The following is a 24,054-nucleotide window of genomic DNA, read 5'->3' as shown; positions in this document are numbered from 1 at the left end:
TTTACATAATTTTACCCAGTAACAATTTTTTTGCCTGTTGCCAGAGATGCTGGTACTGGCTATGTTCGCGGTTACGCCATTCTTTTACCAGGGCATCCGCCTGCTCTTTGCGGATGTCGCCGGTAGCGGCAAAGAGATGATCCACTGTTTCCTTATCAGCCTGGAGTGCAGCAGCCTGATAGTGCTCCTGCAATGCCTTACCGGCATCGGTTTCCAGTTGTGCGGACGCTACGCCCTGGGCGGTGGCTGCAGCCAGTTTTTCTTCGTATTCTCCTTTTGGCATCAGGATTTTACTGAGCAACGGCATTACTTCTATGAGGGTAATAATAAAAACAATAAGCCGGTAACGTTGCTTTACCGGCGGATGGGTTTCTGTTAATTCGTGTAATGCTTCCACCTGCGCCAGGAAACCGTTGGTGAGTGTACTGAGATAAACGGTTTCTTTCAAACTATCCACACTATGCATTTTGGCCATCTGTGCCTGCAGCTGTTGCTGCTGCGGCTCCCAGGTTCGCTGCATAGCCTGCAGCTCTTCTTCCGATTTCAACCAGGCCAACTTTTTCACTTTGGCAATGGCCGACTCCCCTATTCTGCCCGAGCCTCCCGTACCATCTGTTTCTTTGATGTAGTTGTCTTTATACACTTTCAGTTCTGCTTCTTTCCGCGACAACAACAACTTGCCCTCATCCATGGACTGCTGCAGGGCAGCTTTCTGAGCTGCATTGAGCTTCACCAGTTGTTCACGGTAGGCATCGAGCTTGGTTTGTTTACTCAGCTCCAGTTGTGCATCAATGTCTTTCTTAAATAACATTAATACCACCGGCTGCGAAATAAACAATCCTATGGTAACGGCCAGGACTAAACGAAAAATAACCGGCATTACCTTTATGCCGCCATTGCCGCGCGACATGGCGGCAATAAGGGTACGGTCGACCGATAAAATAGCAAAGCCGAAAAACAATGCCAGACCGGCTACCACCATATCATCGTTAACAATAGTGGAGAAGAAATATCCCCATGCCAGCGTGGCAAACATCCAGGTAACGAGTACGGATATACCAATAATACGGTAACGTTCTTTTTCTGTTTTGCAATCTTTTAATATATCTGCATCTGCCGCAGAAAGCCACCATAGAAACCTGGTCATGCCATCGGGCGCAGTGGTCGTCATCTCTTCTTCTTTCTTCATCTTCTTATTTATTAATATCAATTTTATTAACATCAATAGTCAGGTGGACAAAAAATTCTGTTGCCGTTTGGCGGATGCTCAGCTCATGGCGGCGTGGATATAATAAGGCCAGTCTTTCTTTTACATTATTCAGTCCAATGCCCATTCCTTCACGCTCCGGATCATTTTCCGGCCGTGGATGCACGCTGTTATATACATCAAAAAAGATCTGTTCCGCAGTACAGCTCAGCGAAATCACGATACGTGAACGATGCCGTAAACTGATACCGTGTTTAAAGGCATTTTCCACAAAAGGGATCAGCAACATCGGCGCTATTTCATGCTGGCACTGGCTTTCGTCTACATTTACTTCTATAAGGATATCAGGAGATGATAATACGCGCAGCCGTTGCAGGGCAATATAATTTTGCAGGTAGGCCACTTCCTTGTCGAGCGGTATCTTTTCCTGGTGATTGTCGTGCAGCATAAAACGCATCATATCGCCCAGCTTCTGGATACCTTCACTGGTGCGGGCCGCTTCTTCCTGCAAAGCAGTACCGTAAAGCGTGTTGAGCGCGTTAAACAAAAAATGCGGATTGATCTGGGAACGTAAAAAGTCCAGGTCGGCAGCAGAACGTCCCAATGCTTTTTTCAGGGTGACCACCGTTTGCTGGTGCTTTTTGCGGGACCGGAACAGGAACCAGCAGGCAGGCAATACCAGTCCAACTGACACGGCAATACCGCTTAATGTCAATGCAGCGATCCATCCGCCATTCCGGTGTACCAATGCCCTGGAGATCAGCGCCATCAATACGTTGCAGCTCAATATCGTAATGGCCAGGTCGCGTATTAATAAACCCTTATTCTGATGCGTATCCACAAAATCCGGAAACACTTTGTAACGCAGCAGGAAAAATACCGCGATCTGCGAAGGGCCAAAGTAAAAGATCATCAGCGCCATATCCCTGGAGTCGCTGAACGACAAACAGAACAACACCACAAACAGCCCGGAAGCCCATAAAATCTCAATCATCATTTGCCGGAAAGCCATATCAGCGTTGAAGCGGGAATAGAGTTCCTGGAAAAAAACCTTCCGTGCATAATAATACACCACATACATAATTGTGGAAAACACCGTAGTGATGAAAGCCGATTTGGTAAAATGCATATGTGCTCCGCGCACCGTATCGTATACCCCTAACAGGTAGCCATTATACCAGGAATTACATACAATGGTGATTAAGAAATATAATACACCCAACGGCAGTAACATCAGCACCCCGATTACCCATCGTTCCCTTTCAAGAAATTTAGGTACGATGATAAAATTTACCAACAGGAACGTCACGTATACCAACGCCATCTGCCCCATTACCGGGAGCAGGTAATGGATGTAGTAGTCGAACACCTGGTTATATTGGGCGAACTTTGTTCCGTAAATATCCTGCAGTTCAAACACATTATAGATCAAACTGGGATACAGTACTGAAAACAAAAGCAATATAAAAATGCTTGTTACGATGCCGAATTCAATCTTCTTAAATTGATTCATAGGGAGCAATATTTACAGCAATAATAGCATTTGCCGCTTTTTGCAGGCACAAAATGGGATGAAACTACCTGAATCCGGTATGAAATAAAGGAAAAAAGTCTATTTGCCGCTGCCGTTTGTCACAATTCAGGGAATGAGCCGTTGCCAGGGGGATAGCCATTAGCAGACCAACAGATAAGTGTGCACCTGACAGGCATTATTATAATAAATCGCAGATCTTTATTATTTTCATCGCCTTAACTGGCCCATATGAGCACTTCAAACAGACGAAAATTTTTAGGAACCGCAGCAGCGCTTGCCGCCGGTACAGCAGCTGCAGCAGCAATCCCCACAACAAATATGGATAAGAAATACCCGATTGTACATCATGTTTTCTTCTGGCTGAAGAACCCGGATTCTAAAGAAGACCGCGACAAGCTGATAGCCGGTGTGAAAACCCTCTCCAAAATTGAAACCGTTCGTGAGTTACGTGTAGGCGTGACAGCGAGTACCGAAAAACGGGATGTAGTGGATAACAGCTGGGCAGTGTCAGAACTGATGTTTTTCAGTGACCTGGCAGGACAGGCTACTTATCAGACTCACCCTATCCACCTGGAGTTTATTAAAAACTGCGGACATCTGTGGGAAAAGGTGATTGTATACGATGCCGTAGAAGTATAATAACACCGGTACTCAAAGGAAGAGACAATGGCCACTGAATATTGGATGAGCGGGCCGGTAGACAATATCCCCCCGTTACTGCAGCCGGTTGCCCATGCTTTGTTGCAGGCTAACCTGGAAGTAAATGACCTGATGCAGGATTTTCCGGAAGCGCGTTTATGGGAAAGACCTGCCAACGTGGCTTCGCCGGGCTTTCACCTGCAGCATATCAGCGGGGTGCTGGACCGGTTGCTGACTTATGCCCGCGCGGAAGCGCTGACGGCGGAACAGCTGGCCTACCTGGGCAACGAAGGAAAACCGACAGACACGCTTCCCGGGTTACTCGACCGCTTCAATGCACAGGTACACCAGGCACTGCTGCAATTATCCATTACCCCGGAAGCGACCCTCACTGAATTCCGGGGAGTAGGCAGGAAGCAACTGCCTTCTACCGTGCTGGGACTACTATTCCATGCAGCCGAGCATACCATGCGGCATACAGGTCAGCTACTCGCGACGGTTAAAATAATGCTTTAAATTAGTTGTATGAAACGCTTACTTATCCTCGCCTTATTATCGGGTGCTTTTTCCGGCACACAGGCTCAGCAAACGCAGAAGCCGCCGCTGCACGGCAAAAACTGGATGGCCGTTACCGGCAAACCGCTGGCGGCTACGGCAGGCGCCATGACCTTCCAGAAGGGAGGCAATGCCGTAGATGCCGCCTGTGCTATGCTGGCAGCCACCTGTACCATGTGGGATGTACTGAGTTGGGGCGGTGAAACGCAGGCCCTTATTTATAATCCGAAGAACGGGAAAGTAATTGCCATCAACGCATTGGGTGTAGCGCCCACCGGCGCCACGCCTGCCTTTTACAAAGGCAAAGGATATGATTTCCCACCGGAATATGGGCCGCTGGCGGCCGTAACACCTGGTACCGCCGGAGGGCTTTGTTACATGCTGGCAGCATATGGCACGCTTTCTTTAAAGGAAGTGCTGGCCCCGGCCATGGAAATGGCCGCCGGTTACCCGATAGAAGCACAAACCGCCAACAGCATTGAACGCGGCAAAAAATATATTAAAGAATGGCCTTACAGTAAGGCTGTTTTCCTGACACATCCCGGCCAAAAAAGAGAAGCGCCGGAAGCGGGTGAAATTTTTGTGCAGAAAGACCTGCTGGCCACGCTCACGAAAATGGTGGAAGCAGAGCAAGACGCACTCCGTAAGCACAAGAGCCGTAAAGAGGCAATTATGGCCGCTTACGACCGTTTTTACAAAGGTGATATTGCCCGGGAATTTGTACGTGGCTGCCAGGAACAGGGTGGATTAATTACCCTGGAAGACCTGGCCAGGTGGAAACCCGTAGAAGAAGAGCCACTGCATATAAATTATAAAGGCATAGAAGTATATAAGCTCCAGGAATGGACGCAGGGGCCAATGCTGCTGCAAAGTCTTAATATCCTTGAAAATTTTGACCTGAAGGCGATGGGATATAATTCCACCGAATACATCCATACGCTGTATCAAACGATGAACCTCACTTTTGCCGACCGTGATTTCTATTATGGAGATCCCGCCTTTAATACCAATCCGGCTATAAAGGGATTGCTGAATAAGGACTATGCAAAAGCCAGGGCACAACAGATCAATACGGCACAAAACGATGCCGGCGCCGGTCCCGGTGATCCGTATCCTTATATAGGGAAAACAAATCCGTACCTCCATTTACTAAAAGAGCGCGGGCTATTGACAGATACTACCAGCGGCCGTAAGCCCGGAGGATTTGTGCCGAAACACGATGCCACTACTTTCCGCGAACACGCTGCAGAACAAACACACCTGGCTTCTTTGCAGACGGCCCCGGACCCTGATCATATATATGCCTCCAATACAACAGACAGTGCCTACATGGACCGTTTGTGGAGAGGAACCACCAGCGTGGAAGCGGCTGATAAAGAAGGATGGGTAGTATCTATTACACCCAGCGGAGGATGGCTGCCGGCCTGCATTGCCGGTAAAACCGGTGTAGGCATGAGCCAGCGCGCGCAAAGCTTTGTTTTGGATTCGGCACTGTGTCCGTTCAATGTAATTGCTCCGGGTAAAAGGCCCCGGGTGACACTTACCCCCTCCCTTGCCCTGAAAGAAGGTAAACCTTTTCTTTGCTTCGGCGTACAGGGTGGCGATACCCAGGATCAGAACCTGTTACAATTTTTCCTGGATGTGGTGGAGTTCGGAATGACGGTACAACAGGCCACTGAAGCGGCTAACATTAATACCAACCAGTTGTGGTTATCGCTGGGCGGCACTACTATTAAAGACCGGGAACCCCGTCCGGGAAGCATTCTTCTGAACAATAATACCAGTGAAAAAACGCGCAAAGCGCTGGAGCAAATGGGTTACCATCTCAGCTTTGGCGATCGTACCAGCGGGCCTGTAAATGCGATTTTTATAGACCGGGCACATGGTAGTTTATGGGGTGGCAGCAGTAATCATGGAGAGGATTACGGCATAGGGTGGTGATGAAAGAATTAGGAATTACGGATAATCGGGAAGATCTTCCTGACTATCCGTAATTCCTAATTCCTAATTCTTTTTTTATTCCTTGCTCCATACTTCATGGATGGGATCGCCCTTGGAGCTAAGTCCGCTGTGATCCCAGTCATTGCCGTTAACCGCGCCTTTAAAAGAAAGTACCGCGCCTACTCTTGAGTTATCACGGGAGAAAAATTCGATTTTTTCCGTGTAGGTACCATTTTCAAAAGTATAGGTACCGCCGCCGGAGCCAAAAAATTCGCCGGAGTCAACGTTGATAGCGACCCATTGAAAGCGGGTGCCGGTCAGGATTTTCAATGTTCTCCGTGCTCCTAAGGGAATAGGATTCATTTTACCATCTGTTTCCCGGGAGGTGATGCGCCAGTTACCGGCGAGGGCGCCGGCGCCGTCATCGATGCGGGTCCACTCCTGTTTGCCACCACCGGGGTTGCTGGTTACCAGGCGGCCATTTTCGATGGTTACCGGTACATTGGCGTTTTGCCCCGCCTGTGAAGGGTTGGCTGTATTGAAATAGATGGTGATGTTACTTTCTCCGGCGCGGCCCTGCTTCCAGGTGCCGCCATAGCTGTCGATAAAACTTTTCTCCTCGTAATTGGTAACAGTAAACCAGGTAGGCGTGATCAGCAATACGGAGGTAACATCTCCCGATACTGACTTCCAGGCGCCGACAGGTGATTCTTCCGCTTTCAGCACTCCCAGGCAGGAAAGCAGCAGCGCAAAGCATACAGATAGCATTTTCATAATGCGGGTTTTAATTACAGGTTTATAATTGCGTATACAGGTTTAATACAAAATAGGATTTCATTTGCAGAAAAGAAAGGCCTGTACCTGCTTATCATCTTCCGGAAAATACTTTATTTCAGCCAACCGTTCATTACACGTGGTTTCTTCGTATTTTCCGGGATGCAACAAAACTCCTTCCTGCTTTACGGCGCTAACGGGTACACCGGCGAACTGATCGCCAGGTATGCAGCGCAATATGATCTTCAACCTATTCTTGCGGGCAGAAGAGAAGCTCCGTTAAAGGAGCTGTCGAACAGGCTGGAACTGCCTTACAAGGTAATTTCCCTGGACGACACTACTGCGCTTATACAGGCATTAAAGGAAGTAAAGTTTGTGATCCACGCCGCCGGTCCATTTCATTTAACCGCCCGGCCTATGGTAGAGGCCTGTATACAGGCTGGCGCCCATTACCTGGATATCAACGGTGATATCGGCGTTTTTGAAATGCTGCGGGAATACGACCAGGCCGCCAGAGAGGCTGGTATTATGGTGTTACCGGGAGCAGGTTTTGATGTGGTGCCAACGGATTGCATAGCGGTGTTATTAAAAACATTGATGCCTGATGCCAGCGATCTGAAGTTAGCATTTGCCGCATCGGGAGCCGGCGTTTCACATGGTACAGCGATGTCGATGGCGTATAAACTGGGTGAAGGCGGTGCTGTTAGAAGAGGAGGCCGTATTCTCCATGCACCGCTGGGGCATCAGGGCAGATGGATTGACTTTGGCTCCAAAAAACTTTTTACGATGAGCATTCCATGGGGAGATGTGTCTACCGCCTATTTCAGTACCCGTATCCCTAATATCACTTCTTACACGGCCATTTCCATCAACATATACCGCCTGTTAAAATTACAGGGTTTATTCAACTGGTTGTTGCGTACGCCGCTGATGCGGAATTTTATCAAAAAGAAAATTGACCGGCGGCCGGCGGGTCCTACCGACGCCATGCGCAGCGAGGCTTACAGCCTGGTATGGGGGCAGGTATATAATACCGCCGGGAGAAAAGCGACCGTAAAATTAAGTTGTCCGGATGGTTATACCGTTACCATGCACAGCTGTTTGCTGATAGCGCAAAAGATCTTTAACGATCAGTGGAAACCGGGTTATCAAACACCGGGTACTGCCTATGGTGCTGCATTTGTTATGGAACTGCCGGGCGTGGAGCGGGAAATTATTACGGCAGCGCATCATTAGGCAGTTATTTATATAAATGTTGATCCCGGATATAGTCGATACCATGCTTTTCCAGGTAAGCTATTCCCCATTTGCTGGCAAACTCATACAGCGGAGAAAGAGATTTCCCTTCTGTGGTGAGACTATATTCAACCCTGTAGGGCTTTTTCGAGATGACCTGTTTTTCGATCAACCTGTCCCTTTCCAATTCTTTCAATTGCTGACTCAGCATTTTTTCTGAGATACCGGGTAGGTTATCCCTGATTTCCGCGTAGCTTTTTTTTGTGAAATAATGCAGGTGAAAAAGGATCAGCAGTTTCCATTTACCACCAATAAAGCCCAGTGTAACATCGACCGGGCAGGTGTATGTTTTATCATTGAGTGTGATCATGTGTCAGGCTGGAATTGTTTGAGCATCAATAATTGGTAACAAGGCATTATGTAAAAATGTTCCTTTGAAGATGGAAAACATAACGCCTCTGGTAGTGGCTAAGGAAATAGCATTTATTTTTTCTATCAACTTTTTGGGCATACCCGTGATCTGTCCTGAATCATTCTTTACAAGTTCATCAAAATTATTTATTGTGTAAATACAGCTGAGTGCGACCGCTCCTAAAATATGGTTTTTATCTTCACTTAATATTTCAATACTGATAATTGCAAACAACCGCATACTATCATGATCTGCTTTATTATCAATATCAATATTGAAATGAAAACTATTCAATGATATATCAGAACCGGGCAAATGCAATGAATTGCCCAGCAATTCAATTGCTTCCAACTTTAATTCAGAAAAATGTTTGGCCTGTTTTATTTTTGACATAATTTATCAGTAAATACAACGTGGGATGGATGGACTTCCTGTTCATTATGCCAGCAACGCTCATGAACACTCTCTACAATGTATGAAGGTGTTTTATACTGAATGCTTTGTTCCACTTCTTTAACGTTTACAGAAAGATGAATCCAATTTATCCGATCTGCTTTTTTCTCCACAAATAATTCGGTAACCGGAACACCTAAGGCTACCGCTATTTCAACTAAAATATCAAGCGTAAAGTTTTGTGTTCCGCTTAACCATTTCGTAATTTCAGATGGATTCTTTTTTACAATTTCCGCAAATTCACTTTTCCCTAAGCCTTTTGCTTTAAGGAGGTCATCCAGGCGAGCTGCCAAAGACATTTTAGTTTTTAACTGCATTGCCTCCAGGGCGCTAATTTCTCCTAACAAATTACCAGCAGGTGCACTATTATATTTTCTTGCTGATTTTTTATGCTTCATCATCATTTGAAAAAATTAAGTTTCCTAATAATTGCATACCATCTCCGGACCATCTTATCTCACCATCCAACATTCTCTCTAATATATCCTTTGAAATTCTTATCATATTAGTGGCTTCCCTGGAGAGTTTGAGATCTTCCTGCCAGGATCTTATTTTGCGCGATTTAGGGCCTCCTCCACCCAGCAGCACTGCTGAGTTACCATATCTTATACAATACAGACGAAGTTGACTGTCCGGAAGATCATATAAAGCACAAACGCCATCACCAGGTTTCCCTTCATTGTGTTTAAAGAAAATATCTCTGGCCCCGGTGTTCTCTCCTATTTCCAGTAATCTTCCCAAAATAAATTTCACTTCATCTCTGTTTGTGGCACTATTTTCAAGTATGAAATGATCAAAGAGGGTAACCTCATCATTTTCCATTATCACAGAATAGATGGTTGCCTGGCTACCTGATAAATTTTCCAGTTCTACTATTTCGTAATTCACTTATTGCCTGCTTTACAAAGATAATTAGAATCCGCCTTATTTTAACTTAAAAGTTAAAATAGGCAGGTTTACCTTCATTTACATCATGTGAATTTTAACTTGAAAATAAACTTTCCTTCAGCTTAATAGTAATAAAGAATCGGGCGTATACGGAGATGCGGGAAACAAACATGCAGCTATATTCTATGTGCTGCTTTAATATTGATCAAAGAGGAATTCCGACATCATTTGAGAAAACTAATGCACACTTTTATATTTCTTCCAGTGCGCGTTGCATGATATTCAGATAACCGATATGCTGTTCTGCATAGGAGCAGCTTTCTGATAACAACGACCAGGCAATTTGCCGTTCAAGCGCGATGCTGACCACAGGTCTGATGGCTGCATCTATGGTTCCTTCATCCACCAGTTGTCCAAATCCTGCCGCGATAATAGTTGTATCCAGGGCAAAGATGTAGTAGTCGTGATTAAATGAGGGGTCTTCCAGTTGACATTTCATCTGATCCCTGTCAAGCAGCTCTTCATTGTAGTCTTCAAATCTCATATTCCCCAGCGACTCGACCACAGATTTCAGGTACTCCATCAGCGGTGTAGTCCGGTTGAATCTCCGCCATTCGCGGAAATCGGCCAGCGCAACATCTCCTTCCTCGGAGCCAAAAGGCGCCAGTTCATCCATACAATCCCAGAAAAAATCTTCCGGAATCAGTTCGGTTGCCCTGGGATGTGCATGATCTTTATCGATACCATAAATTTCTTCTGCCATAGCTATCCTTTTTATTCGCGTTCCCATCCTTTTGCGTTGGAACAGGTTTCAATACAGTGTATGGTGTTACGTTCAAATTCTTCGCCAAATAATTCCTGGTATACCATATAGCCAATGAATCCAACTATTTCGGCCTCTGCATCACAGGTAGCTTTGGAAGGATTTTCTTCAATCATTTCATAATAACCCCTGCCCATCCCTACAATAAAACAACGGCAATAGAGAAATCCGTCATCAGATCCGTCCGTGTATTCATGAATATCTTCCCTGTCTATCCGGAAGAGTTTTTCTTCCATGAGATGATTAAAAGCGGTCAGTTCTTCTTTATTGAGTTCCAGTAACAGATCCCGGATATTATTGGTAATAGCACCGTATACTTCCCCGGTCAGATCTTCTATCAGAATGGCGTCATTGGTTTTTAATACCATGTTCCGTGTTTCCAGTAGAGATGGTGATGCAGCCCAGGCGTCTTCAATAATCTGCCAGAATTTAAAATCGTTCATAAGAGGGTAGCATTTAGTATTATGAGTGTAATATATACCTTGCAAGCGCATTGTAAATGCGTAGTAACCCCGGTTCGTGTCTATTGTGTGACAGCAGCAAAATACGCAGATACTGCAGTGACGATTGCAGTGACATCTCTGAATAACGTTCCCGCATCTGCTGAAATTACATAATAATTTCATTTAATTTGTAAATCCTCCGCGCCAGGTCTCTCCCTGTATAAATTATTTTATTATTAATTTCCGGTCCCCTAAATTTACCCTGTTTATTGATTTTGTAAGGGCGTATAAACCAACAACTTTGCCAAATATCTCCCTACCGCATGAGCAAGAACTACTAGCGCGGGTTGCCACGGGCGACGGGGAGGCTTATACCCTTATATTCCGGCATTACAGTCAGCAGGTATTTGATGTGGCCATGCTTTACCTGAAAGATAACGGGCTGGCAAAAGAAATTGTACAGGAAGTATTCATGAAAGTGTGGCTGAAAAGAGCTGATATGCAGCAGGTAAAAAGCTTCCGCGACTATCTCTTTATCCTTACCCGTAACCATATCTATGATGGTTTCAAAAAACAGCTGGTGCGCCTGAAAGCTTACGACCTTCATGTTAAGAACCAGCCCGCCACCCAAAACGATACGGACCATCTCCTGTTACAGCGGGAATACGATGCGATACTAGATAAGGCGGTAGCTGGTTTACCCCCCGAAAGGAAGAAAGTATATCTGGCCAGAAAACAGGGCTGGAGCAACGAAGAAATCTCCATGCAGCTGAATATTTCTGTTCACACCGTTAAAAAACAAATGAGCCTGGCCATGAACGCGGTACGCGCTTTTGTAAAGGCCCGGATACAAAATGATATGCTGCCCCTGCTATTGATTTTGATTACGTTATTCCGCTAACGGTTCCCTTCTCCCCCGCCCCCAAAAAAATTTTTACCCGGGATACTCCTTTTTTGTTTGCCGCTCGTCTTTACCCCTATCAACCTTCCTAAACTTTGAATATGTCCACGACGGAAGTACAGCTATTACTGGAAAAATACAAACAGGGCCGGATCAGCCAGGAAGAACTGCTGCGGCTTAAAACCATTGTGGCAGACGGCGATTATGAGCCGGAAATCAAAGCAGATATACTGGCAGCCCTTTACAGTGCGGTACCAGACAGTGGCTGGCAAGAGGAAGATGAAACAGCGATACTGCAAAACATCCTGCAACCAGCACCGCAAAAAACAACCCGCAGTATCAGTATCCTACGTTATGCAGCGGCAGCAGCCGTGCTCGGCGCGGTATTAACAGCTGGCGGTCTTTATATAAAATGGCAGCAGCCCGCCACACCGGTAGCCACCGAAAGCAGGCAGAGCCTGGAACCCGGCAGCAACAAGGCGATGCTGGTACTCGCAGATGGTAAAACCATTCCGCTCGACAGTGCCAATATTGGTGCACTGGCCAAACAGGGCAATACCAGCATCCTTAATACAGACGAGGGACTGGCCTATAAACCGGAAGGCGCTCCTTCAGAAGTGGTGTATAATACGGTGGTAACGCCGCGCGGAGGACAATACCAGCTTACCTTGGCCGACGGCAGCAAGGTATGGTTAAATGCCGCCAGCAGCATCCGCTTCCCTACTGCTTTTACCGGGAAAGAAAGACTGGTGGAGATTTCGGGAGAAGGGTACTTCCAGATTGCCGCCAATGCGCAGCAACCGTTTCGTGTAAAAGTAAAGGGAACATCCAACATGGATGTAAATGTGCTGGGTACCAGCTTCAATATAATGGCCTATCCGGATGAAGAAGCCATTACCACTACCCTCGAAAGCGGCGCCGTACAACTGGTGAACGGCCATATGAAAAGTATATTGAAACCCGGTTTCGCCGGTAACCTCAGTAAAGGCAGCCCGGACTTCCTGATCGAAAAAGCAGACCTGGAACAAACACTCGCGTGGAAAGACGGCAAATTCCGCTTCCGCAATACCAGCATACAAACCATCATGCGGCAAATAGCCAGGTGGTACAATATAGAAGTCATGTACGAGGGTGATCTGTCAGACATCCGTTTAACAGGGATCATTTCCCGGCGCGAAAATGCCGGCTCCCTGTTCAAAATACTGTCAACAACAAAACGCGTTCACTTTGATATTAACGACAACAGGATCCTGGTAAGGCCATACGATCCACAGTAAACAATGCTATTTGTCCACTTATGAATTCATCATTTTAAAACTATTGTATGTTATGAAGACGTGATTAATTCCACTACCGGTTGTAAAAAAACCGGAAGCACTGCAATGCTCCCGGCGATAGATGGCAACCCAACTCCCTGAATCATTTAGAAAATTGAATTATTAAGCCAACAACACAAAAGTATGGAACTACTTGGTACCTGCAAAGTCCCCTGTAAAGGAGGGCCTATGCAAAGAAAATTATTGTTAATTATGAGATTAACTGCAATACTGACACTGGTATTCACCCTTAATCTGAGCGCCAAAACATTCTCCCAGTCTGTTACCATCAAAGGGAAGCGCCTTCCGCTCTATGATGTGTTCAACAGTATCAGCCGCCAGACAGGTTATGAATTTATCTATGACGAAAAATTGCTGGAGAAAGCACCTCCGGTAAACCTGAATATGAATCAGGCCACCCTTTCCGAGGTGCTGAACGCCTGTTTGAATAACAAACTGTTTAACTACAGCATCGTAGACAAAACAATCGTGATCAGCCCCAAAGCCGCCACAGTAGCAACAGGCATCGAAGCGGTACAGCCCATCACCATTCAGGGAAAGGTTACCGATGCCAAAGGACAACCCCTCATCGGTGTATCTATCCAGGTAAAAGGTACTACCAAAGGCACCGTCACCAATGTGGAAGGCGCCTTCAGTGTAGCGGCCAATCCCGGCAATGTCCTGATCATCAGCTTTGTGGGGTATGAAACCAAACAGATCACCGTGGGCACCGAAACCAATATACAGGTAACCATGGCCATCCAGGACGCCCAGCTGGGGGCAGTAGTAGTAACGGCACTCGGTATTAAAAGAACCGATAAATCCATTACTTATTCCACCCAGCAACTTGATGGCCTGGAGCTCACCAAAGCAAAAGACGCCAACCTGGTAAACACCCTGAATGGTAAAGTAGCCGGTTTAACGATTTCCTCCAGCGCCTCCGGTGTAGGCGGTTCCGCCAAGGTAATTCTCCGCGGTAACAAATCAGGACTCGGCAGCAACCAGGCCCTGTATGTAATCGATGGGGTACCCATGAACAATACCCTCACCAACCAGCCTACCAGCATATACGGTGGCAGCACTGCCTACGATGGCGGAGATCCTATCTCCAACCTGAACCCGGAAGACATAGAAAGCATTTCGGTGCTGAAAGGCGCTTCCGCAGCAGCTTTGTATGGCAGCCAGGGCGCCAACGGCGTCATCATCGTTACTACCAAAAGCGGTAAAGCCGGTCGCACTGTGATCAACTTCTCCTCCGGGTTCAACATTACCCAGGCAGCTTATAAGCCCGAATTCCAGAATCACTACGATACCACCAAACAAGGTTCTGCTCAAAGCTGGGGAGATAAAATCAACAGTGCTCCTGATAACCTCTCTACTTTTTTCCAGAATGGCACCAATTTTACCAACGCTATCAGTCTCTCCGCCGGTTCAGAGAAAATGCAGACCTACTTCTCTTATGCCAATACCTCTGCCAGGGGCATAGAGCCAGGCAATAAACTCGGCCGCCATAACCTGGACTTTAAAGAAACAGGAAAATTCCTCAATGATAAACTGACCGCTTCTGCCGACATCAATTATATGACCCAGAAGATTGACAACACACCACTTTCCGGTTTGTATTTCAATCCGCTTACTGGCTTATATTTGTTCCCGCGCGGCCAGGATATCAGACCTTATAAAGATCAGTTCGAAAAACCAGATCCTTCCAGGAACTTCCTGAACGCACAAAACTGGCCATTTGATGAAGATGTGCAGCAGAATCCATGGTGGATTCTGAACCGCAATACCAATAGTCTTACCCGCAACAGGATACTGGCTAATGCCAACCTGAAATACGATATCAATTCCTGGCTGAATGTACAGGCAAGAGGAAGTATTGACCGTATCAGCGATGTATATGAACAAAAAATCTACGCCAGCTCGCAGAAAGCAGTAGCCCCGGCCAATGGTTTATACAATTACAACAACAGTACCACCACGCAACAGTATGGTGACCTGATTGCCAACTTCAACATACCTGTAAATGATTTTAAAATCACAGGCGTTGTAGGCGGAAGCATCCGCGATGTAAAAACAACCGGCGTATTCCTTAACTCCGGACAGGATGGTTTATATATACCGAACGTTTTCACTGTTCAGAATATTAAAACACTCAATGGCCGTAATTCCGGTACACAACTGGAAAATCACGGACAATGGCAATCAGTTTTTGCCAGCGCCAACATTTCTTATAGAGACTGGTTGTACCTGGATCTGACTGCCCGTAACGACTGGGCTTCTAACCTGGCGTTTACGCCGCAGATGTCTTACTTCTATCCTTCTGCCGGTTTAAACGTATTACTGAGCCAGCTGACAAAACTGCCGGAACAGATTACCTATGCTAAAGTACGCGGCTCCTACGCCATAGTAGGTAACTCGCCTTTAACTTACCAGAGTAATCCTGCGCCTAACACATTAGGTACCGGCGGTACACCCATTGTTAGCGTAGCCGCGCCTTTCCGTACATTGAAACCCGAAAAAACAAAATCACTGGAGTTGGGAACAGAATGGCGTTTTTTTGATAGCAGACTGAGTATAGATCTCACCTACTATAAAACAAATACCACCAACCAAACCATGCAGATTAATGCACCTAATGCTACCCTCTTTGATACTTACTTTATTAACGCGGGTAACATTCAGAACCAGGGTGTGGAAGCGATATTGCGTTATGACGTATTGCGTCATACCAAACTGCAATGGAACACAGGATTCAACTTTGCCACTAACGACAATAAGATCATAGAGCTGTCGCCGCTGGCGGACCGCTTTACATTAAGCGGCGCTTCAGGCGCCAACTATGCTTCCCAGTTTAAAGTGGGTGGTTCCTTTGGTGATATTTATGGTACGGTATTGCAGCACGATGCAGAAGGCCGCGTAATGATCGATAAAGACGGCAAGCCTATTAAACAGGGCGGCGACATGGTATACCTCGGCAATGCCAATACCAAATGGCAGCTGGGATGGAATAACAACTTTGTATATAACAACTTCACTTTGTCATTCCTGATCGATGGTAAATTTGGCGGTAAAGTCATGTCAGTTACCCAGGCGATGATGGATTACTATGGCGTATCCAAAGCCAGTGGCGATGCACGCGATGCCGGTGGCGTTAAAGTAAACGGTGTTGGTGCGGATAAACAACCTGTTACTTCCGTAGATGCACAAAAATGGTATTCAGTAGCAGGCGGCAGAGAAGGCGCTTCCGCAGAGTACCTGTACAGCGCTACCACTGTAAGACTGAGAGAAGCTGCATTAGGTTATACCGTACCGGTATCCAATTCATTTTTGAAAACGCTGAAGTTTTCACTGACCGGCCGTAACCTGTTTTACTTCTCTAAGAAAGCACCTTTTGATCCTGAGCAAACCATGTCTACTTCAAACGGACTTGGAGGTGTAGATGTGTTTATGTTACCGGCTACCCGCAGCTATGGTCTTACATTAAATGCTTCTTTCTAAAATCATTCACGCAAAAACTGACAAACGATGAAATTTCCAAATAAAATGCATAGCTACAAATCCGGTTTATGGATCGGGGTAGCATTGCTGGTGGCTGGCCTGAGTGCATGTACAAAAAATTTCGAAAGATATAATACGAATAATACCGGCGTAACAGAAGATCAGCTGGCCGCAGATTTTAATAACCTGGGCCTGTATCTGAAGTCTACCCAGATGGCTATTTACAACTTCTCCGGTGGTGGAGATCCGAACTCTTTCCAGGTGCAGCAAAACCTGAATGCAGATTGTTTCTCCGGTTACTTTATGTCGCCCAATCCATTTGGTGGTAACACCAATATGAACTACGGACTGGTAAGCGGCTGGAATGGAGAAGCCTATAAAGTAGGCTACCTGAGCATTATGTCGCCTATTGCCAGGCTCCGGAAAACAGGTATTGAAAACACTTACCCGGCAGTATGGGCAGTAGCGCAAATTTTACAGGTAACAGGTATGAGTCGTGTAACTGATATTTACGGCCCTATTCCGTATAGCCGTGTTGGTGAGACGGGCACTGTTCCTTACGACAGCCAACAGGATATTTACAAACGTTTCTTCCTGGAACTGGATACCGCCAGCAAAGCGTTACGCACCCAGATCAGCAGCGGCACGGCCCTGCCATTTAATTTCGGAAGCTTTGACCTCGTATACAACGGTAACTTTACCCAATGGCTGCGGTTTGCCAATTCACTCCGCTTACGCCTCGCCATGCACATCTCCGAGGCCGACAAGAATATGGCAAAACAGGAAGCTGAAAAAGCGATGGACCCTGCCAATGGCGGCGTGTTGACAGACAATGCCGATAACATGCTGGTAAAGGTAACCGGCGATTTCACCAACCCGTTGGTATTTATTGCCCAGAACTGGGCCGATACCCGTATCAATGCCACGCTGCAATGCTTCCTGACCGGCTTTAACGATCCGCGCGTAGGAAAGTACATGGATAAATCAACCGATGCTACTTTTCCCGCCCAATATGTTGGTATCCGCATGGGCAGCATCACCGGCGCTAATGATAAAAAAGATTATGTTGGTTATTCCTCTCTCAATACCAACGACGGCACGCCCTCTTTTACATTGAAAACACCGGTGCAACTGATGACAGCGGCAGAGGTATATTTCCTGCGGGCAGAAGCGGTATACCGCGGCTGGTCCAACGCAGGCGGAACCATGCAACAGTTATATGAGCAAGGTATTACCACTTCTATGGCACAGTGGAAAGCGGCGCCAGGCGGTTATCTTAACAATGACAGCAGCCGCCCTGCCCCCTCTGTTGACCCCAGGTTAAAGGACACCATTGCCAACCCGTCTAAGATCACCATTAAATGGGATAATGCTGCGCGGGATAGCGTAAAACTGGAACGTATCATTACTCAGAAATGGCTGGCCATGTTCCCTGAAGGACAGGAAGCCTGGACAGAATTCCGCAGGACAAGCTTTCCAAAGTTGTTCCCTGTAATACACAACAACAGCGGCGGCGCCATCTCAACTGCTGTACAAATCAGGAGATTGCCTTATCCGCAAAATGAATACAACACCAATCCCGCCACCGTTGCAGCAGGCGTTAAACTGCTGGGCGGCACCGGGGATAATGGCGGTACACGCCTCTGGTGGGATACCGGCAAATAAAATAATATTCCACCCACCGGTGGCTGGCCAGGTTGCCAGTCACCGGTTATATAACATTCAACGTTAGCCTGAGCATTGCACGAGCATACCTGTTATTAGATCCACAAGCCTGGAAACCCACAACCAAAAACTGAACCCATTTTTTTAATCATCTAAACACGTTGGTAATGAAACCCAAACTCCACACCCTGCGGCTGATGGCCGTAGGCGCTACTGCGGCTGCAGCCCTGTTTTTCACCACTTCCTGCCGGAAAGAAAATGACAAAAAAAACGATCCGCTGAATAGCGGAGGTAAATCATCCGCCCACACTGAAACTGTTACAAAAGCAGGTGGCAAATCTGTTTGTTATGTAGAAGTAAACAGCAATAGTTTACTGAATACAGGCAAGTACACGCTAACTACCGGCGGACAACAACTGTTTGACATTGCCATCATCTTTGCTGCCAACATCAACTATAATACCACCACCCACAAGGCGGTATTATCCAACAATCCCAATGTATCGAATGTGCTGGTGAACAGGGCTACACAAATAGTGCCTTTACAGAACAAAGGCATGAAAGTATTGCTCTCTATACTGGGTAACCACCAGGGCGCCGGCTTCTGTAATTTCACCAGCAGAACTGCCGCTGCCGCCTTTGCAAAACAACTCAGCGACACCGTTACTTACTACAGCCTGGATGGAATTGATTTTGATGATGAATACGCAGAGTATGGCAACAACGGTACTACACAACCCAACGACAGTTCCTTTGTAATGCTGGTGGATGAACTGCGTAAACTAATGCCTTCCAAAATCATTTCATTTTACTACTATGGCCCGGCAGCTTCCCGGCTTTCCTGGGGTGGTAAAAAAATAGGCGACTTAGCTAACTACAGCTGGAATGCTATTTATGGCAGCTATTCTGTGCCAAATGTAGCAGGACTACCTAAGAGCAACCTGGGACCCGCTGCAGTGGATATCCAGGCCACCAGTCAGAGCACCGCTAATTCACTGGCCACACAAACAAAAAATAATGGCTATGGTGTGTATTTATGGTATAACCTCACCAGTACCGATAAGCATACTTATTTTTCAGGTGTTTCCAACATATTGTACGGCAGCAGCGTAACGTATACGCCCTGAGGATCATTATACATAAAAAAGAAACGGCGCCTCTGTATAAAGGCGCCGTTTCTTTTTTACGGTAATCACATCATTTACCGCCCATGAGCAGGAACGATTCTGTAAATAACAGATCCCTGAACATGAAATCATTATTAGGCACATAAGTAAAGCCTGTTTTAGGTTTCACGGAAGGCGCCTTCAGGTTTAATTTAAATTCTTTCATGTAGTCTTTGTACGCCCCCTTGATAGTTTGCTTTAAATATCCGCCATGGAATTTAAATGCATCAGGGCCAATGGTGATCGTTCCATGCTGAACATCTTTTATAACCATCTGGTTAGACTGCGACAGGGAGAATCTCACATCGGCTTTGGAGATATTCAGTTTCTCCGCCACATAGCCGGTTGCCCTGTCTCCTGCCGCGATTCTTGCCGCGTCCGTAGTTGCATTTTTAAAATCCCCTACCATCTTATTCATCCGGCCATCGTTGGTACCCCATCCGTACCCGGCTTTCATATTGGTATAAGATTCTTTTGTTGCGGAAGCAGCAGCCGTGATGCTACCGGAGATAAACCCGTTACGCACATCTTTCCACAGGTTTTCATTGTATACTGCTGCACTCACTGCCCCCATCACCACACCTTTTCCTGCTCCCCAGGCAATTTGCTCAATAAACGAACCGCCGCCGGGGAAGTAGGCCGAAAGGGCCGCTGAAGCTCCTCCTACCAGGGCGCCACGCCAGAATCCACCAAAGAAGCTCTTGTTATCCATAACATTTGATAACCCTTTCTGCAACCCGGAGAATACCGCGGTGATAATGATAGCAGCCAGTATCGCATCTTTTCCATCAGGATCAACGAACATCGCGGGGTTATTTCCCATGGCCATGTAAGGGCTTCCATACTGATCGGAAGCATCCGGATTATGCCATGCGCCCAGCTGCGGATCATAGAACCTGGCGCCGAAGTCATACATTTCCAAACCGGAATAATCCGTAAACTCCTGCGTTTGCGCTTCTTTCCCCTGGTAGCCGTAGCGGTTGGGCAGCTTGTTCCACGCCCTGTCGCTAATACCGGCCATGGTTAATCCATCTGCATAATAATGCGTTTCTTCGAGCAATGGCCCTCTCGTATTCACCACCTGCAGGTTATCAAAATATACATCCAGGTTGCTTTCATTGCTGCAGTAAATGTAGAGATAGCCGCTTTTGCTCATTGGCTGACTAAGGTTCGAATGGCGCTTTACCACATCCGGTAAATTGCTGACCAGGTCAGTACCATTACTCACGGGCCGGAACTGGTTATCAAACAATATCCAGTTAACAGCCGCTTTGGGCGCTACCGTTGGGTTAGGCTGATTAGGCGTGCTTCCCAGCATGGTGTTTAATGGAACCGTTGTAGCACTTACGCTATTAAGGTTGGTACTAACACCGTGCAAGCTGGAAGTAACCACTGCTGTACCCGCGAAGGCATTTACAAACGACGCCAGCGCAGAAGTAATGGGATAACTGGTGGGTGCTACACCTGTGCTATGCCATACGCTGTTACACAAGATGGAAATTCTGTCGCCCGCCATCACTTTGATCGTTATCCCCAATCCTGTTTTATCGCCTGTTTGTCCGTTCAGCAGGTAAAGCTTATCACTGTTGGCGGTTGTATTACTGTAAGGATTTACGGTATTAGTTGGATTTCCATTATTATTCTGGTTCTGGTAAACCCCGCCACTGGCGCTGGCCAGCCATGGCAGTGTGGTACCTGACTTTATATTGGCCGGTTTGATATCATAAAACTGGCTTTCAAAAGCCTGTGCAGTTCCGCCATTGTAGGTTGCATTCTCCAGGGTGGCGGCGGGATAAACATCAGTTTGCGCTTCATCCGTCAACACCATACGGGTATTACCCAGCTGGTCGGTAACGAAATAGTCGAAAGCGTAACCGGTGAGTGTAGCGGGCGCTGAGGCATTGTTGTAAAGCGCCCTGATACGACCTTCGTCATGTCCTACAAACAACAACTTATCTGTAAACTGCAACGGGGCAAGGGCGGCATTACTGTAAGCAAGAGATCCGTAAGTAAACCCATTGATATAACGCGTAGTGGTGGTTACGTTAGTAGTATAGCTAACGTTATTGTATTTAACAGTGGCGTTATTCTCCGTGGTTGTCTTCTGCAGTTTCTCCCCCAATGCATTATACACATACTGTATAGTGCCTTTGGTGCCAATGCTGAAAGTCTGGGGCAGGTCCAGTGTATTATAACTGATATTGCTGGTGATGCCGCGGTTATAATCTGTAAGTGAATTCCCGTTCGCGTCGTAGGTATAATCTACCTGCGCAGATGTTTTACCGGTAGGATAATGAAAATCGCCTAACGTTGTTTGTGCGTTATTGGCGGCATCCATCACATTCAGTAAGCGGTTGCTCACGTTACCATTCATATACGAATAGGTAAGATTGTCGATGGTAGCGGAACCGCCAAGCTGGAAACCATTTCTGTTCAGCGCGGAAATATTTCCATTTACATCATAACCTATATTGTTAACCGAAAAGTCGATATAACTTTTGTCCCAGGTAGCTGCTGTTGAATTCTGAAGAAATGGTGATGTTAACAGCTTGTTACTGTTGTCGTAGGTGTAATCAAACTTCCTGTTGATCCCATCTCCCTTACTTTTCCAGGTTACGCCGGCGGTGTTGCCGTTAAATGCAGGTGTGGTATAGCTATTGCCCGCTGCCACAGACGCAGCCTTATCATATCCTACTTCATATCCGAAATAGTTCTGGCTGGCATTGGATAAGTAAGTTCTGTTTACTCCCAGCAGCCATCCCTGGATATTATAATCATAGTTCAGGCTTTCCAGGCCGGCGTTGCTGTTATAGGCAGGCGCCAGCACTTTCTTTTTCAGTAAACCCAGTTCATTATAAGTATTGGAAGCTATCACCGAAGTAGTGGTAATAGCGCCGGAAGTGAGTTTTTTGGTCACCGTCAGCAAGCGCCTGTTGGCATCATAAGTATTTTTTGAAAACAGCAGATGCGTTTGTGCATTGGTTCCTCCTTTGTTTTCCGTAGCCAGGTCACCGATCACCAGTCCCTGCCAGTTATACTGCCTGGTGGCAATATCAGTACCGCCGGTAATGTTGATGCGTTGCACCTGGATATTATTGCCACGGTCATCATAAAAGTTCACGGTGTATTCATACTGACTGGCAGTACCAATAATTTTCACTTTACTACCGGTTTGCCTGCCCGCAGTCATAATACTCTGGGTCATGGGCTGTGCATAATCGGGAGCAGTATTATAAGACGTCAGGAAGTTACTGTTGCCTGTTCCGTTGGCCGTACTATTGATAGTAGCAGTGAGTGTAGAAGCAGTAGTGCTGTTCATCCAGGAATAATCATCATAAAATGTTTGTCGCAACATCTCTGAAGTATAAGATGCAACATTGGGATAAGCAGTACTGACCTTTGCCGCATTGAGGTGTGCGTCGAGATTATTGTAATTAGTGGGATCGGTGATCAAACCTGTTTCTACAGGACGGTCGAGATTATCATACTTAAAGTATTCCCATTTCTGCTGTGAGCGCAGGTTTCCATCCTGCTGCATCACCAACCTGTCCAGCTGATCATACACCATTCTTACTTCGCCCGCACCTGCTGCGGGTGTACCGGGTATTTTTTTGATGACCAGGTGCCCTGCATTGTCGTATTCAAAACGATAACACAACTCATCCGCCAATGCCTGTGTTACCGACCAGGTGCCATCAATTTGTTTAACTGCGGCGGCTGGTATAATATAGCGTACCATACCATAGTCGTCGTATACATAGTAGGTGTTTATCCAGCCGGCATGTGCGCTGCCAGCGCCATTGTCGGCAGTGGCGGTCAGCTGTGTTTTTTTCAGGATAAGCTGTCCGTAGCTATCTTTAAATTCTATTGTCTGATGTCCCTGTTCATCTTTATTAATTGTTTTAAACAATTTACCCGCCGCGTATACCGCGCTTGTAGCAGGCAGACTACCGCGGGCAGCCGCTACGTTCCATATACGCACCGCATCTGTGGTGGTATTGGTAACTGCAAGGGAACTGGTGGTATGCGTGGCGGTGCCCACCCAGTTAGCACCGGCTGCCAGGCTGGAAGTAACCCTGTTGAGCGGAGAAGCTTCAAATGCCTGCTGGGTGTATGCCCAGTTTAAGCTGCTGGCCCCCACATTGGTTTCTCCGGTCTGCCCTGCGAGGTAAGTATTGTAAAAGGCTACCTGCTGCTGGATGGGATTCAATTTCATATCCCCGGTGGTAGTAGTGGAAGGAAACGCCAGGTATTGAAGCTGTTCTCTTCCGTAGAGGTCGTATACATGTGGTATCACATGGTCGAAGCCGCCCGGGCTGGCTTGTTTCACCACTGTTTGAATGGGCCTGTCCAATCCGTCGGTATATTCCGTTACCTGCTCTACTTCCGCATTGGTTTTTGTACTGATAGTCGAGGCGGCAGCGATAGGAATTTTTGCTTTCCAGGTACGCACGCTGTTAACCGGCAGCTGGCTCGTATAAGGAGCCGGTGGTGTTTGTTGCCCTCTTGCCTGAAGAGGGAAGATCAATATGCAGCTCAACACAATTGCGGCAGTGATCATTTTATATGGCATGAAACTTTTCTTCATAATATTTTTTTT

The 24,054-nt window shown here is 46.7% G+C and carries 19 protein-coding genes; 9 read left to right on the top strand and 10 right to left on the bottom strand.

What is annotated here, in order from left to right:
- Window position 1: 1 nt before the first annotated feature.
- Together KE626_RS23460 and KE626_RS23455 are read right to left on the bottom strand one after the other, a co-directional pair.
- Window positions 2-1,189: a DUF4407 domain-containing protein gene (locus tag KE626_RS23460; RefSeq protein ID WP_211975437.1), complete on the bottom strand. Its 1,188-nt coding sequence runs from the start codon at window positions 1,187-1,189 to the stop codon at window positions 2-4.
- A gap of 4 nt (window positions 1,190-1,193) precedes the next feature.
- Window positions 1,194-2,720: a sensor histidine kinase gene (locus KE626_RS23455; RefSeq protein ID WP_249207647.1), complete on the bottom strand. Its 1,527-nt coding sequence runs from the start codon at window positions 2,718-2,720 to the stop codon at window positions 1,194-1,196.
- Between the two features lie 249 nt (window positions 2,721-2,969).
- Here KE626_RS23455 and KE626_RS23450 point away from each other — a divergent pair, with 249 nt between their 5' ends.
- From KE626_RS23450 to KE626_RS23440, 3 genes are read left to right on the top strand one after another with little or no spacing between them, the layout of a single operon-like run.
- Window positions 2,970-3,380 (top strand): Dabb family protein, encoded by a 411-nt coding sequence (locus KE626_RS23450; RefSeq protein ID WP_211975436.1) that lies wholly within the window; start codon window positions 2,970-2,972, stop codon window positions 3,378-3,380.
- Between the two features lie 27 nt (window positions 3,381-3,407).
- Window positions 3,408-3,896 (top strand): DinB family protein, encoded by a 489-nt coding sequence (locus KE626_RS23445; RefSeq protein ID WP_211975435.1) that lies wholly within the window; start codon window positions 3,408-3,410, stop codon window positions 3,894-3,896.
- Between the two features lie 9 nt (window positions 3,897-3,905).
- Window positions 3,906-5,876: a gamma-glutamyltransferase family protein gene (locus KE626_RS23440; RefSeq protein WP_211975434.1), complete on the top strand. Its 1,971-nt coding sequence runs from the start codon at window positions 3,906-3,908 to the stop codon at window positions 5,874-5,876.
- 75 nt (window positions 5,877-5,951) lie between these two features.
- On the opposite strand, the gene KE626_RS23435 is transcribed toward KE626_RS23440, so the two are convergent.
- The gene (locus tag KE626_RS23435) at window positions 5,952-6,650 is read right to left on the bottom strand and encodes a hypothetical protein (protein ID WP_211975433.1); all 699 of its coding nucleotides are present in this window, start codon (window positions 6,648-6,650) and stop codon (window positions 5,952-5,954) included.
- A 162-nt stretch (window positions 6,651-6,812) separates the two neighbouring features.
- Here KE626_RS23435 and KE626_RS23430 point away from each other — a divergent pair, with 162 nt between their 5' ends.
- Complete coding sequence (locus tag KE626_RS23430) at window positions 6,813-7,886, top strand: saccharopine dehydrogenase family protein (protein WP_211975432.1); 1,074 nt, start codon at window positions 6,813-6,815, stop codon at window positions 7,884-7,886.
- A 4-nt stretch (window positions 7,887-7,890) separates the two neighbouring features.
- On the opposite strand, the gene KE626_RS23425 is transcribed toward KE626_RS23430, so the two are convergent.
- The 6 genes from KE626_RS23425 to KE626_RS23400 all read right to left on the bottom strand — a co-directional run bounded on the left by KE626_RS23425 (window position 7,891) and on the right by KE626_RS23400 (window position 10,905).
- Window positions 7,891-8,256 (bottom strand): winged helix-turn-helix transcriptional regulator, encoded by a 366-nt coding sequence (locus KE626_RS23425; RefSeq protein WP_211975431.1) that lies wholly within the window; start codon window positions 8,254-8,256, stop codon window positions 7,891-7,893.
- 3 nt (window positions 8,257-8,259) lie between these two features.
- On the bottom strand, window positions 8,260-8,691 hold the full coding sequence (locus KE626_RS23420) for a hypothetical protein (protein ID WP_211975430.1): 432 nt from the start codon (window positions 8,689-8,691) through the stop codon (window positions 8,260-8,262).
- On the bottom strand, window positions 8,679-9,155 hold the full coding sequence (locus tag KE626_RS23415; protein ID WP_211975429.1) for a helix-turn-helix domain-containing protein: 477 nt from the start codon (window positions 9,153-9,155) through the stop codon (window positions 8,679-8,681). The genes KE626_RS23420 and KE626_RS23415 overlap by 13 nt, the downstream gene beginning before the upstream one ends.
- Window positions 9,139-9,639, bottom strand: coding sequence for a hypothetical protein (locus KE626_RS23410; protein WP_211975428.1), 501 nt, complete (start codon window positions 9,637-9,639; stop codon window positions 9,139-9,141). The genes KE626_RS23415 and KE626_RS23410 overlap by 17 nt, the downstream gene beginning before the upstream one ends.
- A 250-nt stretch (window positions 9,640-9,889) precedes the next feature.
- Window positions 9,890-10,402, bottom strand: coding sequence for a hypothetical protein (locus tag KE626_RS23405; RefSeq protein ID WP_211975427.1), 513 nt, complete (start codon window positions 10,400-10,402; stop codon window positions 9,890-9,892).
- Between the two features lie 11 nt (window positions 10,403-10,413).
- The gene (locus KE626_RS23400) at window positions 10,414-10,905 is read right to left on the bottom strand and encodes a DUF4240 domain-containing protein (RefSeq protein WP_211975426.1); all 492 of its coding nucleotides are present in this window, start codon (window positions 10,903-10,905) and stop codon (window positions 10,414-10,416) included.
- Between the two features lie 301 nt (window positions 10,906-11,206).
- Between KE626_RS23400 and KE626_RS23395 the strand changes: the two genes are divergently transcribed.
- From KE626_RS23395 to KE626_RS23375, 5 genes are all read left to right on the top strand, one after another.
- On the top strand, window positions 11,207-11,806 hold the full coding sequence (locus KE626_RS23395; RefSeq protein ID WP_211975425.1) for an RNA polymerase sigma factor: 600 nt from the start codon (window positions 11,207-11,209) through the stop codon (window positions 11,804-11,806).
- Window positions 11,807-11,907: 101 nt separating this feature from the next.
- Entirely contained in the window at window positions 11,908-13,083 is a 1,176-nt protein-coding gene (locus KE626_RS23390) for a FecR family protein (RefSeq protein ID WP_211975424.1), read from the top strand.
- A 252-nt stretch (window positions 13,084-13,335) separates the two neighbouring features.
- Window positions 13,336-16,623, top strand: coding sequence for a SusC/RagA family TonB-linked outer membrane protein (locus KE626_RS23385; protein WP_211975423.1), 3,288 nt, complete (start codon window positions 13,336-13,338; stop codon window positions 16,621-16,623).
- 27 nt (window positions 16,624-16,650) lie between these two features.
- Complete coding sequence (locus KE626_RS23380; protein ID WP_249207646.1) at window positions 16,651-18,288, top strand: SusD/RagB family nutrient-binding outer membrane lipoprotein; 1,638 nt, start codon at window positions 16,651-16,653, stop codon at window positions 18,286-18,288.
- 167 nt (window positions 18,289-18,455) lie between these two features.
- Window positions 18,456-19,415, top strand: a complete 960-nt coding sequence (locus KE626_RS23375) for an endo-beta-N-acetylglucosaminidase H (RefSeq protein WP_211975422.1) — start codon at window positions 18,456-18,458, stop codon at window positions 19,413-19,415.
- A gap of 70 nt (window positions 19,416-19,485) precedes the next feature.
- On the opposite strand, the gene KE626_RS23370 is transcribed toward KE626_RS23375, so the two are convergent.
- On the bottom strand, window positions 19,486-24,042 hold the full coding sequence (locus KE626_RS23370) for a DUF6443 domain-containing protein (RefSeq protein ID WP_211975421.1): 4,557 nt from the start codon (window positions 24,040-24,042) through the stop codon (window positions 19,486-19,488).
- Window positions 24,043-24,054 lie beyond the last annotated feature (12 nt).

This window comes from Chitinophaga hostae (assembly GCF_018224885.1).
GTDB classification, from domain to species: domain Bacteria; phylum Bacteroidota; class Bacteroidia; order Chitinophagales; family Chitinophagaceae; genus Chitinophaga; species Chitinophaga hostae.
The sequence above is the reverse complement of the archived record's forward strand: the minus strand, read 5'-3'. Positions and strand labels throughout refer to the sequence as shown.

Bases quoted from the DNA above. Each gene is read 5' to 3' on its own strand.
- KE626_RS23460 (WP_211975437.1), bottom strand. From the start codon at position 1,189: ATGAAGAAAGAAGAAGAGATGACGACCACTGCGCCCGATGGCATGACC.
- KE626_RS23455 (WP_249207647.1), bottom strand. From the start codon at position 2,720: ATGAATCAATTTAAGAAGATTGAATTCGGCATCGTAACAAGCATTTTT.
- KE626_RS23450 (WP_211975436.1), top strand. From the start codon at position 2,970: ATGAGCACTTCAAACAGACGAAAATTTTTAGGAACCGCAGCAGCGCTT.
- KE626_RS23445 (WP_211975435.1), top strand. From the start codon at position 3,408: ATGGCCACTGAATATTGGATGAGCGGGCCGGTAGACAATATCCCCCCG.
- KE626_RS23440 (WP_211975434.1), top strand. From the start codon at position 3,906: ATGAAACGCTTACTTATCCTCGCCTTATTATCGGGTGCTTTTTCCGGC.
- KE626_RS23435 (WP_211975433.1), bottom strand. From the start codon at position 6,650: ATGAAAATGCTATCTGTATGCTTTGCGCTGCTGCTTTCCTGCCTGGGA.
- KE626_RS23430 (WP_211975432.1), top strand. From the start codon at position 6,813: ATGCAACAAAACTCCTTCCTGCTTTACGGCGCTAACGGGTACACCGGC.
- KE626_RS23425 (WP_211975431.1), bottom strand. From the start codon at position 8,256: ATGATCACACTCAATGATAAAACATACACCTGCCCGGTCGATGTTACA.
- KE626_RS23420 (WP_211975430.1), bottom strand. From the start codon at position 8,691: ATGTCAAAAATAAAACAGGCCAAACATTTTTCTGAATTAAAGTTGGAA.
- KE626_RS23415 (WP_211975429.1), bottom strand. From the start codon at position 9,155: ATGATGATGAAGCATAAAAAATCAGCAAGAAAATATAATAGTGCACCT.
- KE626_RS23405 (WP_211975427.1), bottom strand. From the start codon at position 10,402: ATGGCAGAAGAAATTTATGGTATCGATAAAGATCATGCACATCCCAGG.
- KE626_RS23400 (WP_211975426.1), bottom strand. From the start codon at position 10,905: ATGAACGATTTTAAATTCTGGCAGATTATTGAAGACGCCTGGGCTGCA.
- KE626_RS23390 (WP_211975424.1), top strand. From the start codon at position 11,908: ATGTCCACGACGGAAGTACAGCTATTACTGGAAAAATACAAACAGGGC.
- KE626_RS23385 (WP_211975423.1), top strand. From the start codon at position 13,336: ATGAGATTAACTGCAATACTGACACTGGTATTCACCCTTAATCTGAGC.
- KE626_RS23380 (WP_249207646.1), top strand. From the start codon at position 16,651: ATGAAATTTCCAAATAAAATGCATAGCTACAAATCCGGTTTATGGATC.
- KE626_RS23375 (WP_211975422.1), top strand. From the start codon at position 18,456: ATGAAACCCAAACTCCACACCCTGCGGCTGATGGCCGTAGGCGCTACT.
- KE626_RS23370 (WP_211975421.1), bottom strand. From the start codon at position 24,042: ATGAAGAAAAGTTTCATGCCATATAAAATGATCACTGCCGCAATTGTG.